The organism is Streptomyces kryoterrae, assembly GCF_054072135.1.
On the sequence record NZ_CM133358.1, the window covers coordinates 2,870,746 to 2,889,238 of the forward strand.

At 70.1% G+C, this 18,493-nt stretch carries 11 protein-coding genes and 3 tRNA genes; 5 read left to right on the forward strand and 9 right to left on the reverse strand.

The genetic code is table 11. From position 1 onward, the window contains the following. Positions 1 to 20 precede the first annotated feature (20 nt). From ACW4TU_RS12015 to ACW4TU_RS12055, 9 genes are all read right to left on the reverse strand, one after another. Positions 21 to 93, reverse strand: a tRNA-Glu gene (locus ACW4TU_RS12015). A gap of 62 nt (positions 94 to 155) precedes the next feature. Then, positions 156 to 228, reverse strand: a tRNA-Glu gene (locus tag ACW4TU_RS12020). Between the two features lie 48 nt (positions 229 to 276). After that, a tRNA-Gln gene (locus tag ACW4TU_RS12025) sits at positions 277 to 348 on the reverse strand. Positions 349 to 439: 91 nt separating this feature from the next. Then, positions 440 to 1,171, reverse strand: coding sequence for an HAD family hydrolase (locus ACW4TU_RS12030; protein ID WP_457427403.1), 732 nt, complete (start codon positions 1,169 to 1,171; stop codon positions 440 to 442). 241 nt (positions 1,172 to 1,412) lie between these two features. Next, entirely contained in the window at positions 1,413 to 3,647 is a 2,235-nt protein-coding gene (locus ACW4TU_RS12035) for a FlgD immunoglobulin-like domain containing protein (protein WP_457427405.1), read from the reverse strand. A gap of 91 nt (positions 3,648 to 3,738) precedes the next feature. Next, positions 3,739 to 5,979 carry a hypothetical protein gene (locus ACW4TU_RS12040; protein WP_457427407.1) on the reverse strand — a complete coding sequence of 747 codons (2,241 nt, stop codon included), beginning with the start codon at positions 5,977 to 5,979 and terminating at the stop codon, positions 3,739 to 3,741. 221 nt (positions 5,980 to 6,200) lie between these two features. Further along, entirely contained in the window at positions 6,201 to 7,685 is a 1,485-nt protein-coding gene (gltX, locus tag ACW4TU_RS12045) for a glutamate--tRNA ligase (RefSeq protein WP_457427409.1), read from the reverse strand. Continuing rightward, positions 7,678 to 8,454 carry a fumarylacetoacetate hydrolase family protein gene (locus ACW4TU_RS12050; protein WP_457427411.1) on the reverse strand — a complete coding sequence of 259 codons (777 nt, stop codon included), beginning with the start codon at positions 8,452 to 8,454 and terminating at the stop codon, positions 7,678 to 7,680. The genes gltX and ACW4TU_RS12050 overlap by 8 nt, the downstream gene beginning before the upstream one ends. A gap of 199 nt (positions 8,455 to 8,653) precedes the next feature. Further along, positions 8,654 to 8,842 (reverse strand): hypothetical protein, encoded by a 189-nt coding sequence (locus ACW4TU_RS12055; RefSeq protein ID WP_457427413.1) that lies wholly within the window; start codon positions 8,840 to 8,842, stop codon positions 8,654 to 8,656. A 609-nt stretch (positions 8,843 to 9,451) separates the two neighbouring features. On the opposite strand from ACW4TU_RS12055, the gene ACW4TU_RS12060 reads away from it, so the two are divergent. From ACW4TU_RS12060 to ACW4TU_RS12080, 5 genes are all read left to right on the forward strand, one after another. Then, complete coding sequence (locus ACW4TU_RS12060; RefSeq protein ID WP_457427414.1) at positions 9,452 to 13,270, forward strand: sensor histidine kinase; 3,819 nt, start codon at positions 9,452 to 9,454, stop codon at positions 13,268 to 13,270. Positions 13,271 to 13,279: 9 nt separating this feature from the next. Further along, positions 13,280 to 13,693, forward strand: a complete 414-nt coding sequence (locus ACW4TU_RS12065) for a roadblock/LC7 domain-containing protein (protein ID WP_010984127.1) — start codon at positions 13,280 to 13,282, stop codon at positions 13,691 to 13,693. A 108-nt stretch (positions 13,694 to 13,801) separates the two neighbouring features. Next, entirely contained in the window at positions 13,802 to 14,200 is a 399-nt protein-coding gene (locus tag ACW4TU_RS12070) for a DUF742 domain-containing protein (RefSeq protein WP_006375303.1), read from the forward strand. Next, a complete protein-coding gene (locus ACW4TU_RS12075) occupies positions 14,181 to 14,756 on the forward strand; it encodes a GTP-binding protein (RefSeq protein ID WP_006375318.1) in 576 nt (191 codons plus the stop codon). The genes ACW4TU_RS12070 and ACW4TU_RS12075 overlap by 20 nt, the downstream gene beginning before the upstream one ends. A gap of 378 nt (positions 14,757 to 15,134) precedes the next feature. Continuing rightward, on the forward strand, positions 15,135 to 18,491 hold the full coding sequence (locus tag ACW4TU_RS12080; protein WP_457427417.1) for a sensor histidine kinase: 3,357 nt from the start codon (positions 15,135 to 15,137) through the stop codon (positions 18,489 to 18,491). The last annotated feature ends 2 nt before the right edge of the window (positions 18,492 to 18,493 follow it).

Genomic DNA, 18,493 nt, shown 5'->3' on the forward strand with positions numbered 1-18,493 from the left:
AGGCAATTCAGAGTAAAGCGTACCCCCGACCGGATTCGAACCGGCGCTACTGCCGTGAGAGGGCAGCGTGCTAGGCCGCTACACAACGGGGGCCCTAGCGATCCTGCATGAGGGTCAGCGGGTGCGACCCGGTCTGACCCTCCGGGAAGGATCTGTACCCCCGACCGGATTCGAACCGGCGCTACTGCCGTGAGAGGGCAGCGTGCTAGGCCGCTACACAACGGGGGCTTGTGTGGATTCTGATCTCCACGGTGCAGATTTGAAGCAATCTGCGAGCTGGCCTACCTGGACTCGAACCAAGACTAACGGAACCAGAAACCGTCGTGCTGCCAATTACACCATAGGCCACTGGAACGCGAGCCCCTGCGGAGCTCCTGTTCTAGCTTGCGCCTTCGGTTCCCGGCCTTTCGGCCCGCTCTCCGGCGGCGCAGGAAGAACATTACCCGAAGGTGGACGGCGCTCCAAAACGGGTATCGGCGCCGAGGATCGCCGGGAGTTCGGCGAGGGAAGCGATCCGGTGCGGGCCCGTGGAGGCCTGCTCGACGACTGCGGGGCCGCACCGGTCGATCCACACGGACAGCATTCCGGCGTCGACAGCGCCCCGCCCGTCGATCTCCGGGTGGTCGCCGACGTACGCCACCTCCTCCGGGGGCAGGCCCAGTGCGCCGCAGGCGGCGTGGAAGGCCTGGGTGTCCGGCTTGTGGAAGCCCAGCTCGGCCGCGCACAGCACGGCCTCGAAGCGGTCGCGTACGCCGAGCACGCGCAGCTTGCGGTCCTGCACCCGGATGCTGGAGTTGGAGAGCACCCCGTGCCGGTGGCTGGCGGCGAGGAGGTCAAGGACGGGCAGTACGTCCGGGAAGAGCGCCCAGGCTGCCTCGTAGTGCCCGATGTAGCGGTCGAACCAGGCGTCGGCCCCGGCGTCGGTCAGCTCCTCGCCCAGGAACATCCGCACCCGCTCCCGGCGCTGCCCCAGGAAGTCGATCTCCCCCGCCGCGAACCGCGCCCACTGCCGGTCGGTGACCTCCCGCCAGCGGACGAGGGCCTCCTCGACGGTCGCGTACCCGTCGAGGAGGCCCTCTGCCGCGAGCTGCTCCCGCATGCCGGCGCGGTCCGCCGTGGTGTAGTCGAAGATCGTGTCGTCGATGTCCCAGACCACGGCTCGGATCGTCATGACACCGACGGTACCGCCGACCGGCTGGGGGCCCGGGGGTTATCCCCCCCGTCGATGCCCCGGGCCACGGCTCTGATCGTCTCGGTCCGACGGTAGCGCGGTCGGGGCGCGGTTCGGGGTGGGTCGTGTTCGGGTGGGTGGAGGGGCAGGAGTGGCGTGTTCGGGCGGCGGCGGAGCCCGATGACCCCGCCGTCGCCGTGGAGGACCGCCTTGGGATTCCGGGATCCGCCGCAGAGTCGGCTCAGCCGGCCGTGGTCGTCCCCATGAGGTTCAGGGCCGGGCCCTGGGAGTCCTTGGGTTCGGCGGTCAGCTTCCAGGTGTAGGTGCCTGAGGCGTAGTGGCCGTCGGACCACAGACCGTCCCAGGAAGCGCGCACCGCGGCCGCCTTGGTGCTGCCGGTGAGCGTGCGGACCGTCGTTCCGGCGCTGTCGGTCAGGGTCAGGGTCCAGGTAGCGGGCTTGTTGAGCTGCCAGACCGGCCGCCAGGGGGAACCGGTGGAGGGGCCGCCCGCCTGGGGCTCCGTCTGGGCCTCGGTCTGGGCCAGCGACGAGGTCGGGACCCCGCTGTCGACGAGCGCCACCTGACCGTTCGCGGAGGTGAGGTAGGCGATGTCGCCGCCGAACCGGTCGACCGCCCAACGGCCGTTGCTGCCACCGGTGTTCTGGTCCGCCGTGGGCAGTACGGCCACCGCACGGGTGGTCGCCGTACCCGTGTGGAAGTCGGTGAGCAGCAGTTCGTGGGTGGTGCGGTTCTCGCGCACGAGGTAGCCGTCGGCGAGGCGGGCCGGCGCCTGGTCGGACGGGACCGGGATGGTGCGGTTGGTCGCCCGGTCGTAGACGCCGGCGGGTCCTGCCGTGCCGCAGGTCCAGTACAGCCAGGTGTTCACGGCCTGGATGTCGGTCGGAGTGCAGGGCGCGCCGGTCGCGAGGGTGGCCACGGTCTGCTGGGTCTTGAGGTGGGTTCCGACGACCGTCCCCTGGGTGCTGCCGGTCGTCCACAGGACCTGGCCCCAGACGGCCGCGGGGGTACGGGTACGGCTCAGCGCGACCGCGCCGGCGGTGGCGGCGCGCGGGAAGTCGACGACCTTCTGTACGCCGGGGGTGCCGCCGTTGTAGAGGACGTAGCGGCCGCTGGCACTCGGGATACGGCCGCCGGCGTCTCCTGTGCCCGCGCTGACGATGCTGGTGGCGGAGATGTCGAGCCCGGCGATGCTCACGTACTCCTGACCGTTCGCGTTGGTCCACAGGTAGGCGACCCGGCCGTCACCGAGGGCCTCCAGCTGGGGGCAGGCGGCGTCGCCGGCCAGGCAGGTCGACGGGCTCAGGACCGTGCTGCGCGGGGTCTGCCCGCCAACGGGCTTGGCCGCGGCGTCGAGTTGGAAACTGCTGAACCGGTGGTTGCCCCCGGCGGTTGCGCCGTACAGCATCAACTCGCCGCCGGCCAGGGCCAGTCCGTCCACCCGGGTCGAGGAGGCCGGGATGTTGACGACCTTCTCGGTGGCCGTGCGGCCGTCCTCCGTGGGGGTGACGCGGTGGACGTTCCAGTCGAGACTCGACGGTCCGGCGGTGGCGAGCGCGCCGCCGTCCGGGGTCGGGGTGAAGTTGCCGGACGACTCGGCCAGGGCGGTGTACGTCGCGCCGGTGACGAGTGAAAGGGCGGTCAGTTCGATCTTGGTGCCGCTGAAGACGATTTCCGGGTTGGCGACGAGGAGTTGGTCGCCGACGACGGCTTCGAGTTCGACGTCCCAACTCCTGAGGGCGGTGGGCTGGGTGCCGGGCTCGGCGTCGACGCGTATGGACTTCCAGTCGGCCACCAGCCAGCGGTCGTTGAAGCGGACCGGGGGGCTGGTCGCCACGCCGGTGACATAGGTGCGGAAGATGCCGTCCGCGAGGTCGACCAGGCCCACGGAGGTCACACCGTCCAGGGTGTAGACGACGGCGAGCCGGAGGACCGAGCCGCCCTTGACGTAGGTGGTCGGTTCGGCGCCCGCGGGAAGACCGGTGACCGGTATGTCAGTGGTGGTACCGTCCGCGGCGGCGCGCAGGACGTGCAGAGTGCCGGCGGTGTCGCGGGTCAGCACGCTCCAGCCGGGGGCGGACTTGACGCTCTGCCCGGCCGGGATGGTGAAGGTGGCGGTCACGCCCGTGGAGCGGTGCCTCTGCGTGACGGTGGAGCCGCTGAAGGTGCTGATGACATCGGTGCCACTGGCCAGGTCGTCCGAGCCCGCGTGCTCGGGCGGGACGGTGCCCGGGTAGTCGACCGACAGGACGGGATTGGTGCCGGTCGACGTGTACTGGAAGCCGGACGAGCCGACCCACCGGTAGGCGACGGTGGCCGGCTTCTCGGAGGCAAGCCGGACAGTGCCGGCCGGCGGATCGACGGCGGGCGCCGCCTGTGCGGGCACGGTCAGCGTGACGCAGGACAGCGCCACGGCGACGCCGAGCACAGCGTTGGCAAGTCTTCGTGAACGGTTCATCTTTCCTCGCCGGTAGATCCTGCAACGGAGTGCGCACGCGCATCATGCGCACAGGAAACAGCCAGAACAGCCAACGGGCGCCCCCTGTGACTCAGTTGACGACGGTCGTACCCGTGAGAGTCAGGGTGGGGCCCTGGTGGTCGCGCGGGGTGGCGCTGAGCCTCCAGGTGTACGTGCCCTTGATCCGCTGTCCGTCGGACCGCAGACCGTCCCAGGAGGCACGTACCGCGGCTCCCAAGGTGTCGCCGGTGAGGGCGCGAACCCTGGTTCCGGCGGCGTTGGTGAGCGTCAGGGTCCAGGCGGCGGGTTTGTTGAGCTGCCAGACGGGCTCCCACGGTTTCGCGGCGGTCGGCCCGCCCGCCCGAGGTGCCGTCTGGGCCTCCGTCTGGGCGAGCGACGAGGCCGGTACCCCGCTCCTGACGATCGCCACCTCGCCGCGCGACCCCTTCTGGTAGGCGATGTGACCGCCGAACCGATCCACGGCCCAGCGCCCGTTGCTGCCGCCGCGCGTCACGTCCTGCTCGGGCAGGACGGCCACCGTACGGGTGGTCGCCCGACCTGTGTGGAAGTCGGTGAGCCGCAGCTCGTGGGTGGCGCGGTCCTCGCGGACGAGGTAGCCGTCGGCGAGGCGGGCCGGGGCGGCTCCGGACGGGACCGGGATGGAGCGCTTGGCCGCGCGGTCGTAGACGCCCGCCGGTCCCGCCGCGCCGCAGGACCAGTACAGCCAGGTGTTGACGGCCTGGACGTCGGTGGGCTTGCAGGGCGCGCCGGTGGCGATGGTGGCGACGGTCTTCTTGGTCTTGAGGTTGAGTCCGACGACGGATCCCTTGGTGCTGCCGGTCGACCAGAGGACCTGGCCCCAGACCGACGCGGGCGTGCGGGTACGGGTGAGGACGACCGTGCCGGCGGTGGCGCCGTTGGGGAAGTCGATGACCTTCTGCACGTTGGTGGTGCCGCCGTTGTAGAGGACGTAACGGCCGCTGCCGCTCGTGATACGCCCGAGTCTGCTACCCGTGGCGGCGTTGACCTGGGTCTTCGTGTCCAGTCCGGTGACCCGCACGTTCTGCGGCCCCGCGTTGTCCATGTCGGGCCAGACGCTCCAGTTGGAGGTGGTCCGGCCGTCGCCGAGTGCCTCGATCTGGGGACAGGTGACGTCGCCCGCGATGCAGTCGTACGCGTTCATCTCAGGGCTGCGGAGGGTCTGCGGACCCACGGGCCGGCCTGTGGCGTCCAGGGCGAAGCTGCTGAAGACGCTGGCGGACGGCGAGTCGCCGTAAAGGAACAACTCGCCGCCGGCGAGGGCCAGCGCGGGCACGTACGACACGATCGTGGGCAGCTGGGTCACCTCCTCGGCGGCGGTGGTGCCGGCCGCGGTGGGCGTGATGCGGTACACGTGCCAGTCGAGGCCGGAGGGTCCGGCTGTGGCGAGCGCGCCGCCGTCAGCGGTCGGTGCGAACGACATGTACGACTGGGCGAGCGCGGTCGATGTGGCGCCGGTGACGAGTGAGCGGGCGGTCAACGCCGGGCCGGTGACGCCGTAGTTGACCGGATAGCCGATGAGGAGCTGGTCGCCGACAACCGCGTAGTGCTTCCAGGGAAAGGCCGGGACGGCGAGCGCGGTGGGCTCGGTGCCAGGCGGCGCGTCCACGCGTACCGACTTCCAGTCGGCCACCAGCCAGCGGTCGTTGAAGGTGACCGCCGCGAACTCGTCGGTGCCGCTGACGTACGTACGGAAGGCACCGTCCGCGAGATCGACGAGGCCCACGGACCGCTTGTCGTCCAGCAGGTAGACGAGGCCGATGCGACGGACCGAGCCGCCGTTGACGTACTTCACGGGCCGGGCGCCTGCAGGCAGGCCCTTGACGGTCAGGTCCGTGGTGCCGTCGGCCGTCGCGCGCAGCACGTGCGGGGTACCGGCGGCGTCCTCGGTCAGCACGCTCCAGCCCGAGGCGGCCTTGTAGGCCTGGCCGGCCGGAAGGGTGACGGTGGCGGTCACACCGGTGGAGCGGTGCTTCTGGGTCACGGTGGAGCCGCTCACGGTGCTGACCACGTCCGTGCCCGAGGGCAGGTCGTCGGGGCCCGCGTGGGCGGGCGGGACCACGCCCTTGTAGTCCACCCATACCGGGTCCGCGCTCCACGCCGTGTACTGGAATCCGGACGCGCCCGCCCACCTGTACGTCAGATCGGCCTCTCTCGCCGACTTGAGCGTGACGGTGCCGACCGGTGTGTCGGCCGTGGGCGCCGCCTGGGCGGGCATGGCTGGCACGGTGCACGCCAGGGCCACCGCTCCGGCGAACGCGACCAGCCTGACAAGACTCCGCGAACGGGTCATATCGCGTTTCTCTCCCTCGAATCCGGAACCCCCCTGTCAACGAAGGGCACATCACGCACACAGACTCCGGCCAGGGAGGGAGAGTTGTACGGAGGAACGGGCTCCGTTTGGGCAGGAGCTGCGGGAAGCCGCGGGGACCCACTGGAATCCAGGGGAACGGCCGGGCCGGGCATGCTGGAGGGCGACGCCCGGATCGGACGCCGCCCTCCCAAGTGCCTTGGCTACGCGGCCAGTCTGGCCAGTGCCGCGTCGATGCGGGTCAGGGTCTTCTCCTTGCCCAGGACTTCCAGGGACTCGAAGAGCGGCAGGCCGATCGTGCGGCCGGTGACGGCCACGCGGACCGGGGCCTGGGCCTTGCCGAGCTTGAGGCCGTGGGCCTCGCCGGCGGCCAGGACAGCCTCCTTCAGGGACTCGGCGGAGGACCAGTCGGCGGCCTCCAGCTTCTCCCTCGCCGTGATCAGCAGGGCGTCGCTGCCCTCTTTCATCGCCTTCGTCCAGGACGCCTCGTCGGAGGCCGGCTCGGGCAGGAACAGGAAGTCGACGTTGTCCGTGATCTCCGAGAGGACCTTGATACGGGTCTGGGCGTGCGGGGCGATCGCCTGCCACTTCGTCTCGTCGAAGTCCTCCGGCGCCCAGGGGGCGAAGGGGGCCCGGAGCCAGGGTGCGCAGCGCTCCGTGAAGTCCTTCACGTCCAGCAGCCGGATGTGGTCGGCGTTGATCGCCTCGCACTTCTTCAGGTCGAAGCGGGCCGGGTTGGGGTTCACGTCCGCCACGTCGAAGGCGGCGACCATCTCGTCGCTCGTGAAGATGTCCTGGTCGCCCGAGAGCGACCAGCCCAGGAGGGAAAGGTAGTTGAGGAGGCCCTCGGGGAGGAAGCCGCGTTCCCGGTAGAGGTTCAGCGACGACTCCGGGTCGCGCTTCGAGAGCTTCTTGTTGCCCTCGCCCATCACGTACGGCAGGTGCCCGAAGGCGGGCACGGACTTCGCGATGCCCAGCTCCGTCAGCGCCTTGTACAGGGCGATCTGCCGCGGCGTCGACGACAGCAGGTCCTCGCCGCGCAGGACGTGCGTGATCTCCATCAGCGCGTCGTCGACCGGGTTGACCAGTGTGTACAGGGGCGCGCCGTTGGCTCGTACGATCCCGTAGTCCGGGACGTTCTCCGGTGTGAAGGTCAGTTCGCCGCGGACCAGGTCCGTGAAGGTGATCGTCTCGTCGGGCATCCGGAAGCGGACGATCGGCTTGCGGCCCTCGGCGGTGTACGCCGACACCTGCTCGGCGGTCAGCGCGCGGCAGTGGCCGTCGTAGCCGGAGGGCTTGCCGGCCGCGCGGGCGGCGTCGCGGCGGGCGTCCAGCTCCTCCGTGGAGCAGTAGCAGTGGTACGCGTGGCCCGCTTCCAGGAGCCTGGCCGCCACGTCCTTGTAGGTGTCCATGCGCTGCGACTGGCGGTACGGGGCGTGCGGGCCGCCGATCTCCGGGCCCTCGTCCCAGTCGAAGCCCAGCCAGCGCAGCGAGTCCAGCAGCTGCTCGTACGACTCCTCGGAGTCGCGGGCCGCGTCGGTGTCCTCGATGCGGAAGACGAACGTGCCGCCGGTGTGGCGGGCGTACGCCCAGTTGAACAGGGCCGTACGGACCAGGCCCACATGGGGGTTACCGGTGGGCGACGGGCAGAACCGTACTCGGACGGCGGGGTCGGGTGCGCTAGCCACGCTTGACAACCTTGTTGGTGAGAGTGCCGATGCCTTCGATGGTGACGGCGACCTCGTCGCCGACGGTGAGCGGTCCGACGCCTGCCGGGGTGCCCGTGAGGATCACGTCGCCGGGGAGCAGCGTCATGGCCTCGGTGATGTTGACGATCAGGTCCTCGATGGAGTGGATCATCTCGCTGGTGCGGCCCAGCTGGCGCTGCTCGCCGTTGACCGTGAGCTGGATCGTCAGGTCGGACGGGTCGAGGTCCGTCTCCACCCAGGGGCCGAGGGGGCAGCTGGTGTCGAAGCCCTTCGCCCGGGCCCACTGCTTCTCGCGCTTCTGGACGTCCCGCGCGGTGATGTCGTTGGCGCAGGTGTAGCCGAGGATGACCTCCTTGACGCGCTCGCGCGGGACCTCGCGGCACATCCGGCCGATGACCACGGCGAGTTCGGCCTCGTGGTGCAGTTCCTCGGAGAAGGACGGGTACTGGATGTCGTCGCCGGAGCCGATCACCGAGGTGGACGGCTTGAAGAAGGCGAACGGGGCGTCGGGCACCTCGTTGCCGAGTTCCCTCGCGTGCTCCGCGTAGTTGCGGCCGTAGGCGACGACCTTGTTGGGGAGCACCGGCGGCAGCAGCCGGACCTTGTCGAGGGGGACCTTCGTGCCGGAGAGCTCGAAGTCGGCGAACGGGATGCCCTTGATGATGTCGAGGACTAGTTCGTCCGGCTTGTCGCCCTCGACAGCGCCGAAGGCGACGTTCCCGTCAATGGAGAATCTGGCGATGCGCACGGGATTCCTGCGCCCCTCTGCTGGTCCGGCCGACGTCTGACGGTCCAGGCTAACGCGCCGCGGGCGGGCGCCTCGCGCAATAAGGCGAGGGCGCCCATGCCCTTCGTACGCCGTGGACCGGGCACGAGGGGCAGAGGCGCCCTTGACACACAGATATTCGCCGTGTCCGCCCTGAACAACCGGGCGGTGATCGCGCGTACTACTCCGCGACGGAGGCCGCGACCGGGGCGTCCATGAGAATGGTGCGGCGGGGGTTGGCGGTCTGGGTGGGGAGGTCTACGGAGTGCTCCGGCTGCTCGACGGGCGCCAGCTCGTCGGCGTCCGTCAGGTGCGCCAGCGTCGTGCGGCGCGGGTTTGCGATGTTGTGGAACATCGTCGTCGTCTTCACTGTTGTAGTCCTCGACCCTGTCGTGTCGGGGTGCCCGGACCGGCGGGGAGCCGCCGTCCGCGCACGGGTTGTCGGATTTGCCATCTCTGTAAAGCGTCAGGCTAAACATGCGATTCCCCGGGGAAGTCATGGGGACCCCCCGAACGGCATGTGAGTTTGCTCACGAATCCACGGGCAAACCGGTCAATTCCGACCCTCGACCCTCCTTCATGAAACGGACATTGCCTCACTGAAGCCCTCATTCCGCTCCTGATCATGGCGACCTGGACACCGTGACTGTCCACGCGACACGTGGGATTTCGTCCGGTATGTAGGGAATCGCTTTCTACGCCTCGTGACACGGTGCTCACGAGGTGTCATCGTCGTCACACCGTGACCCATTGGCCTTGTTGGAGATCCTGCACTGTGCTGGAATTCCACGGACCGCCGCGGGATACGAGCCGGCGCACAGGGGGCGCGAACGCAGCGCCGAGCGGCGGCACGTTAGGGGGAACCGCGCCGGGTTTACTCACGACCACCATGGGGGGCGTATTTCAGGGCGCCCCCTATACGCCGACACCGTCCGTCCGTTCACGCGGAAGGGCGCCTGGTCCAGAGGTTGCGACGCTAGTGCAGGGACGTTTCAAGAGGGATGGCAGCGCTTCGGCGGAGCCGGAGCCACACAACGGAGCCGGTAACGGTTCCTCCCCCCAGCACGCCCAGAACGCGGGCCAGGCAGCTCTGTCCGGCGACAACGGCGAGCGGTCGACACGCCTCGGCAGTGGTGCGCCCGGCGGCAAGGGCCCGGCGTCCGGTGGGCCCGCGCCCGCCACGCCACCCGAGAGGCCCGCCAAGGCCCCCACCGGCCCCGGTTCGCGAATAGCCCTGCGCAACTGGCGTATCTCGACCCGTCTGGTCTCGCTGCTCGCGCTCCCCGTGGTCGCGGCGACCTCGCTCGGCGCACTGCGCATCAGCGACAACATGGACGACATCCAGCAGCTCGACAACATGCGGCTGCTGACGGACATCACCAAGCAGGCGACCGAGCTGTCCGCCGCGCTCCAGGAGGAGCGCGACCAGTCGGCCGGTCCGCTCGCGCACGGTGCGTCCGCCAGTGACTACAGCGTCAAGGGCGTACGCGACAAGACCGACCGCGCCCTCGCCAACTTCATCGACGGCTCCGAGGAGATCGACACCGCCAGCAAGAGCGGCACCCTCGAGGGCGTCCGCGACAGCCTGGTGGGTCTCGTCGCCGAGCTGAGCAAGCTCAGCGAGATCCGCAGCAACGCCTACGAGGACCAGAGGAACTCGACGCAGACGGTCGAGGCCTACCACCGGCTCGTCACCCAGCTGCTCGACCTCTCCCAGGACATGGCCGAGGCGACCAGCAACCCCGAGATGATCACGCGTACCCGCTCGCTGGCCGCCTTCTCCTCGGCCAAGGAGTACGCGTCCATCCAGCGCGCGGTCATCGCGGCGGCGCTGCCCGAGGACAACAAGACGCTCGGCAAGCTGTCGGAGAACGACCGGCTCTACGCCGAGTCGGCGCTGAACAGCCAGGACTCCGAACTCGACAGCTTCAAGAGCATCTACGGCGGCGGCTCCGAGGATCTCCTCAAGTCGATCGACGACGGCAGCCCGACGATCACGGCGGCCGACCTCTACGCCAAGCGCATCCTGCAGAGCAGGGACGGTATCCAGGGGCTGCAGAAGCGCTCCTACAAGGACTGGATCGACGACGACTCGGCGAAGATCCAGCAGATGAAGACCATCGAGATCACGCTGCTCAACCAGATGGAGCAGAAGGCTCGTGAGCTGCGCAACGAGGCCGAGCAGGAAGCGATCATCTCCGGTGCGCTGATCCTGCTCGTGCTCGGTGTCTCGCTGGTCGGCGCCTTCGTCGTCGCCCGGTCCATGATCCGCTCGCTGCGCCGGCTCCAGGACACCGCGACCAAGGTCGCCCAGGACCGGCTGCCCGAGCTGGTCAAGCAGCTGTCCGAGTCCGACCCGCAGGACGTCGACACGTCCGTCGAGTCGGTCGGTGTGCACTCCCGGGACGAGATCGGCCAGGTGGCCGCGGCCTTCGACGACGTGCACCGCGAGGCCGTCCGACTGGCCGCCGAGCAGGCCCTCCTGCGAGGCAACGTCAACGCGATGTTCACCAACCTCTCGCGCCGCTCCCAGGGCCTCATCCAGCGTCAGCTGTCGCTCATCTCCGAACTGGAGTCCCGCGAGGCCGACCCGGACCAGCTGTCCTCCCTCTTCAAGCTCGACCACCTCGCGACCCGTATGCGCCGGAACGGCGAGAACCTTCTCGTCCTCGCCGGTGAGGAGCCCGGCCGTCGCTGGACCCGTCCGGTCCCGCTGGTCGACGTGCTGCGCGCCGCGGCCTCCGAGGTGGAGCAGTACGAGCGCATCGAGCTCTCCTCGGTCCCGACCACCGAGGTCGCCGGCCGGGTCGTCAACGACCTCGTCCACCTGCTCGCCGAGCTGCTGGAGAACGCCACGTCGTTCTCCTCCCCGCAGACCAAGGTCAAGGTCACCGGTCACGCGCTGCCCGACGGCCGCGTCCTGATCGAGATCCACGACACCGGTATCGGCCTCTCGCCCGAGGACCTCGCGGCGATCAACGAGCGGCTCGCCGCACCGCCCACCGTGGACGTGTCGGTCTCCCGCCGCATGGGTCTGTTCGTGGTCGGCCGCCTCTCGCAGCGCCACGGCATCCGGATCCAGCTGCGTCCCTCCGACTCCGGTGGTACGACCGCGCTGGTCATGCTCCCCGTCGATGTCGCCCAGGGCGGCAAGAAGCCCGCTCCGGCCGGCAAGGGCGGCCAGGGCGCTCCCGCCGTGGGCGGTCCCGCCGCCGCGCAGGCCGCCGCCGGAGTGGCCGCGGCTCGCCGGGGCGGTGGCCAGGGCGCTCCCGCCGGTGGCGGACTCCTCGGCGCCGGTGCCGCGCCGCGCGGTCAGGTCGGCTCGGGCCAGGGCGCACGTGCCGCGCTGCCCGGCCGGGACGCGGGCGGTCGCCCGGGTGGACACGGCGGAGCGCCGCGTGGACCGCAGGGTCCCGGTGCTCCTCAGCAGGGCGGCAGGCCGGCTCCGGCCGGGGCGGGCGCGGGCGGCTTCGGCGGCCAGGCGCCGGGTGCTCCGCAGGGCCTCCAGGCCGCCGGCGGTTTCGGTGACGGATCCGGCGCGCGTCAGAGCCAGGACGCCTTCGGCAACGCCGGACGTCAGGACGCCTTCGGCGGCTCGCGCGGTCCCGCGACACCGCAGCGCGGGGAGGGACAGGGCGGCGGGCGCCGTCCGCAGCTCCCGCCGCGTGGCGGTGCGACGCGTCCGGAGCTGCCCGGTGGCAACGCGCCGTCGCGTCCGAGCTGGAGCGACGAGAACGCGCAGCCTCCGGTGCCGCGCGCCTCGCTGGACACCCCGCGCGGTCACGAGGAGCCGGACTCCACTTCACGGATGCCCCGCCTCGACGATCTCCAGAACCCGGGCGTCACCTCCGAGTTCGCCCGCCCCGACTTCAACGCCCCGCGTCCGGGCGGCCCTTCGGACACCGGCCAGTTCCCGCTGCCCGGCTACAACGGCTCCGGCGACACCAACGGCCAGCAGAACAACGGGTCGTACGTCCGCTCGGACGTCTTCGGCACCCCGCCCGGCGGACCCCAGAGTCCTCAGAACCCCCCGAGCAACGGGCAGTTCACGCCGTCGTCGTACGACAGCGGTTCGACGGGCCAGTTCCCCGCGCCGACCGGGTACGACTCCGGCTCGACCGGCCAGTTCCCCGCGCCCTCCGGCTTCGACGGCCGGGGCCCGGTGCCCCGCCGTCAGCAGGACCCGTCGTCCACCGGCCAGTTCGAGCGCCCGCAGCCGGGCGCGGGCCGTGGTCCCGCCGACTTCGGCGGCTCCCGTCCGCCGGTCCCGCCGCGCCCGCCGCAGCCGGAGGCACTGCCGCCGGCCGGCCCCGGTGACGGACGGACACCGCTGTACGACACCCTGGAGACCAACTGGTTCCACGGGCAGGGTCAGCAGGGGCAGCCGCCGGCCAACGGAAACGGCAACGGGAGCAGCACCAACGGCAACGGTTCGGCGCTCTCGCAGCCGTCCTCCGTGCCGACTCCCCCGCGTCCGGCGACCACGCCGGCCGCGACCGGCTCCTGGCGCACCTCGCCGAACGACGAGCTGGTCCGGCAGGCCGCGGGCGTCCGCCAGCCGGCCGCCGGTGGCGTCACTACTTCCGGCCTTCCGCGCCGGGTCCCGCGTGCGAACCTCGTACCGGGTACGGCCCAGCAACAACAGCACCAAGGTGGTCCGGCGGTCTCGCGTGCGCCCGATGACGTGCGCGGCCGGCTGACCAATCTCCGTAGGGGCATCGCCCAAGGTCGACAGGCCGGTACCGGCCCCGACCAGACGGGCAGCTTCCCCAGCCCCACTCACCAGCAGGAGCGATAGTTGAGCCAGATGAGCCAGGCGGCACAGAACCTCAACTGGTTGATAACCAACTTCGTGGACAACACCCCCGGTGTGTCCCACACCGTCGTCGTGTCAGCCGACGGCCTCCTTCTGGCGATGTCGGAGGGCTTCCCCCGGGACCGCGCCGACCAGCTCGCCGCCGTCGCCTCCGGGCTCACGTCGCTCACCGCGGGTGCCTCGCGCATCTTCGAGGGCGGCACGGTGGCCCAGACGGTCGTCGAGATGGAGCGGGGCTTCCTCTTCCTCATGTCCGTCTCGGACGGATCGTCGTTGGCGGTCCTCTCCCACCCCGAGTGCGACATCGGCCTTGTCGGCTACGAGATGGCACTCCTGGTCGACCGGGCGGGCGCAGTGCTCACCCCCGACCTGCGTGCCGAACTACAGGGCAGTCTGCTCCACTGACCGCTCCGGATCCACCCGCCTCACCAAAACACCGTCCGGCCGCCACATCTCCCCCACCGGCCCTGTCAGACGGCAAGACTGACCGACGCTGTCCCGCCCGGAGGATTCATGACCCCGCCCACCGCCTCTCATGATCCGTACGCTCATACGTACGAGGACGAGGGCGACCAGCCGCTGGTCCGGCCGTACGCCATGACCGGCGGCCGGACCCGGCCGCGCTACCAGCTCGCCATCGAGGCGCTGATCAGCACGACGGCCGACCCGGCCCAGCTGATGGGTCTGCTGCCCGAGCACCAGCGCATCTGCCATCTGTGCCGCGAGGTCAAGTCGGTGGCCGAGGTGTCGGCGCTCCTGGCCATGCCCCTCGGTGTGGCCCGCATCCTCGTCGCGGACCTCGCCGAGGCCGGACTGGTCGCCATCCACCAGCCGGGCGGCGACGAGAACAACGGCGGTGCACCAGCGGTGACACTGCTCGAAAGGGTGCTCAGTGGACTTCGCAAGCTCTGACGGGGGCCGGGCCACCACCTCCGCGAAGATCGTGGTCGCGGGCGGGTTCGGCGTGGGCAAGACCACGTTCGTGGGTGCCGTCTCGGAGATCAACCCGCTGCGTACCGAGGCCGTCATGACCTCGGCCTCGGCGGGTATCGACGACCTGACGCACACCGGGGACAAGACCACCACCACGGTGGCCATGGACTTCGGCCGTATCACCCTGGACCAGGACCTGATCCTGTACCTCTTCGGTACGCCGGGTCAGGACCGTTTCTGGTTCATGTGGGACGACCTGGTGCGCGGCGCGATCGGTGCCGTGGTCCTGGTCGACACCCGCCGGCTCGCGGACTGTTTTCCCGCGGTCGACTACTTCGAGAACAGCGGCCTGCCCTTCGTCATCGCGCTCAACGGCTTCGACGGACACCAGCCGTACAACCCCGAAGAGGTGCGCGAGGCGCTCCAGATCGGGCCGGACGCTCCGATCATCACGACGGACGCCCGGCACCGCTCGGATGCGAAGAGTGCGCTGATCACTCTCGTGGAACACGCGCTGATGGCACGCCTGCGGTAGCCAGAACAACCATGCCCTACGGCAGTTGTCGTAGATACACCGGAGCCGACTGTGGCCTTTGACACGGTCGGCCTCGGTGTTCATAACGTTTCGACAGAGATATCTGGTGGTATGGCCACGCGTCGCGGTCACCTGGTCTCGCTGCGCTCACATAGGCCCCGCCTTTTGGCGGGGCTCGTTCTTTATGACCGTTTTATCTGGGGCTTACATCGTTATGGATCTTCGCATTTCGACGTTTGGAAGAGCGAAGGCTGACGTGCTGGAATGCCTGAACTGCCTAATAGTCAAAGACGTACCTCTGCGGAGGGGCTTTGGCTTACCGGCTCTGAGAGACTGCGGCACAACGTTGGTGCCTTCCGCCGAGAGGTTGTTGGTCGAGTGAGGCGAAGCAAGAACGGTCCCGAGCCGTCGGCGCGGGGCAACTTCACCCCGCCGCCGCGCGGAGTGGCGTCCAGCCAGGTGCCCGGCTCGGAGCCGATGGCGCCACTCCCCCCGAGCGGCAGCCGTTTCTCCCCGCGCAACTGGCGCGTGCCGACCAGGCTGAACGCGATCCTGCTCATACCCGTGGTGGTCGGCCTTGTCATGGGCGGCTTCCAGGTGAAGAGCTCGATCGACACCTGGCAGGAGGCCGAGGACGCGGAGAAGACCGCGCGCCTCGTGCAGGCCGCTCTGGTCTACGGCGACGCCCTCTTCCAGGAGCGCGACATCACCGCGGCGCCCCTGCTCCAGGGCAAGGGCGAGGACGACGAGACGGTCGTCAAGGCCCGCGCCGCCACGGACAAGGCGGCCGACGCCTTTGACGTCGCCGCGCAGAAGATCCCGGACAAACCGAGCGTCGAGCGCCGGCTGAAGCTGTTCCGCGAGGTCGAGCCGCAGCTGGCGGCGGTCCGTGCGGCCGCTTACACCTCCAAGCTCACCGGTGTGCAGTCCGAGGAGAGCTACACCGCTCTCACGCACACCCTGATGGAGTTCTCCAACGAGCTGGGCCTGGGCACGGGCAACATCACCAGCTACGGCCGGACCGTGTACGCCATCTCGCTCACCAAGGCCTCCGTGTCGCTGGAGCGCGCCATCGGCATGCACCTGCTGATCAAGCCCGGCCCCGGCCAGAGCAGCTTCCAGAGCCAGCGCATCGCCCTCTCCTCGTACGCGTACCTGGAGCGGATCGCCGTCGCGGAGTACATCGCGGGCGGTACCGAGCAGGACGCCAAGAAGCTCCAGGACGCGACGGTCCAGGTCACGGCCGACGGCAAGGCGATGGCCGAGCAGGCCGCGCAGGCCGCCGCGGCCAAGGGCGAGACCTATGTCGCGCCGCCGGCCGATCCCACCAAGATGATCTCGGGGATCGCCTCGCTCTCCACGACCGACGCCAGTGCGCGCGCCGGCCTCGCGGCGAGCGGCATCACGCCCCAGAACTGGTGGGCGGTCAACACGCTGAAGTACAACGCGTACCTGAAGCTGGAGTCGGACCTCTCCAAGGGCGCGGTCAACGAGGCGTCCAACATCTCCGACGAGGCCAAGCGCGACGCGTTCATCGTGGGCGCGGCCGTCGTGGTCGCCCTGCTCGCCGCGTTCATCCTGGCCGGCATGGTGGCCCGCCAGATGAGCCGCGCGATGCGCCAGCTGCGCAACGCCGCCTTCGGCATCGCCGAGCAGCGTCTGCCGATGCTGGTCGACCAGCTCTCGCGCACCGACCCCGGACGCGTCGACACCCGGGTCGCCGCCATCCCCATCAACACCACGGACGAGATCGGCGAAGTCGCCCGCGCCTTCGACCAGGTCCACCGCGAGGCGGTCCGACTGGCCGCCGAGCAGGCCCTGCTGCGGGGCAACATCAACGCGATCTTCACCAACCTGTCGCGCCGCAACCAGTCCCTGATCGAGGGTCAGCTGACCCTGATCACCGAGCTGGAGAACAACGAGGCCGACCCGGACCAGCTGGAGAACCTCTTCCGCCTGGACCACCTCGCGACCCGTATGCGCCGCAACGGCGAGAACCTCCTCGTGCTCGCCGGCGAGGAGCCCGGCCGCCGCTGGGACCAGCCTGTCCCGCTGGTCGACGTCCTGCGCGCCGCCTCCTCCGAGGTGGAGCAGTACGAGCGCGTCGAGCTGTCGGGCGTACCGGAGGCCGAGATCCACGGCCGCGCGGTCACCGACCTCGTGCACCTGCTCGCCGAGCTGCTGGAGAACGCCACCACGTTCTCCTCCCCGCAGACCAAGGTCCGCGTCACGGCGACCCGTCTTCCCGACGGCCGCATCATGGTCGAGATCCACGACAAGGGCATCGGCCTCACCGCCGAGGACTTCGCGGACATCAACCACAAGCTGGCCAACCCGCCGACCGTGGACGCCGCGATCTCCCAGCGCATGGGCCTGTTCGTGGTCGGCCGGCTGTCCGACCGGCACGGTATCCGCGTCCAGCTCCGCCCCTCGGGCGAGCAGGCCGGTACGACCTCGCTGGTCATGCTCCCGGACGCCATCACCCACGGTGGCGGTGGCGAGCAGCAGATGCAGCGCGACGAGTTCACCGTCTCGCAGATCATCCCCGAGCAGCAGCAACAGCAGTACGTCGGTGAGAACTTCCAGGCCGCCCAGATGCAGCCGATGCGTACGGCCGCCGAGCTCGGCTTCGACGACAGCCGCTACACCGAGGTCCCGGACGACATCCGCGAGCTGGACCCGGTGGGCCGCTCCCTGATGCGTGAGGAGCGCCGGGCGCAGCTCGAGGCGCAGTCGCACCCCGAGTCGGGCCCGCAGGAGGCCAACGAGGCCCCCGCGTACGGCGACGACTTCAGCGCGCCGAACGGCCAGACCCCGGCCCTGGAGGAGCCCTTCGCGGGCTACGACCAGCAGACCGCGTACGAGGAGCGGCAGCAGCCGTCGTACGAGGAGCCGTACTACAACGGGAACGGAAGCAGCGGCTTCCAGCAGACGGACGACTTCACGTCGACCGGCAGCGAGTACCCGTCGACGAACGGCGGCTACCCGTCCTCGAACGGGAACGGCGGTTACCCGGAGCCCGGGTACGCGGAACCCGTCCAGGAAGAGCCCGCCCCGGCCCACGCCTCCGCACCGGAGAGCTTCTCGCCCTTCGAGGAGCGGCGGCACCAGGATGACTGGCCGCAGCCGGACGGTTACCAGAACGGGCACAGCTCCGAGTACGCTCCTGAAACGGAGTCCGCGCAGGCCGCTGACGTGAGTGAGCGAAATCACGTAGGCTTCGAGCGTCCGGGACCGGCGCCCTCCGCCGCCCACGCGCTCACCGATGCCGGGCTCCCCCGCCGTGGATCCACCACGAGCGGTACCAGCAACGGCACCAGCAACGGCACCTCCCGGCAGCACGTGGGCCAGGAGACACCGGCGCCCGCCCTCGCTCCCGCGGAGCAGAACGGCAACGCGAACGGGAACGGGAACGGAACCGGTCCCGACGACTGGCGCTCGGCCAACGACGAGCGCTGGCAGCAGGCCTCACAGCTCCGCAAGCCCAAGGCGGGCGGGGTGACCTCCTCCGGCCTGCCGCGCCGGGTACCGAAGGCCAACCTGATCGAGGGCGCCGCGGAAGCGACCGCCCAGGGCGGCCCGTCGGTCTCCCGCGCTCCCGAGGACATCCGGGGCAGGTTGAGCAACCTGCGCCGGGGCGTCCAGCGGGGTCGCACCGCAGGTAGTGAGACGAACGGCCAGGCCACCAGGAATCACCACGGTGGGCCTGACAGCACCTACAACCAGGAGCGTTAGTG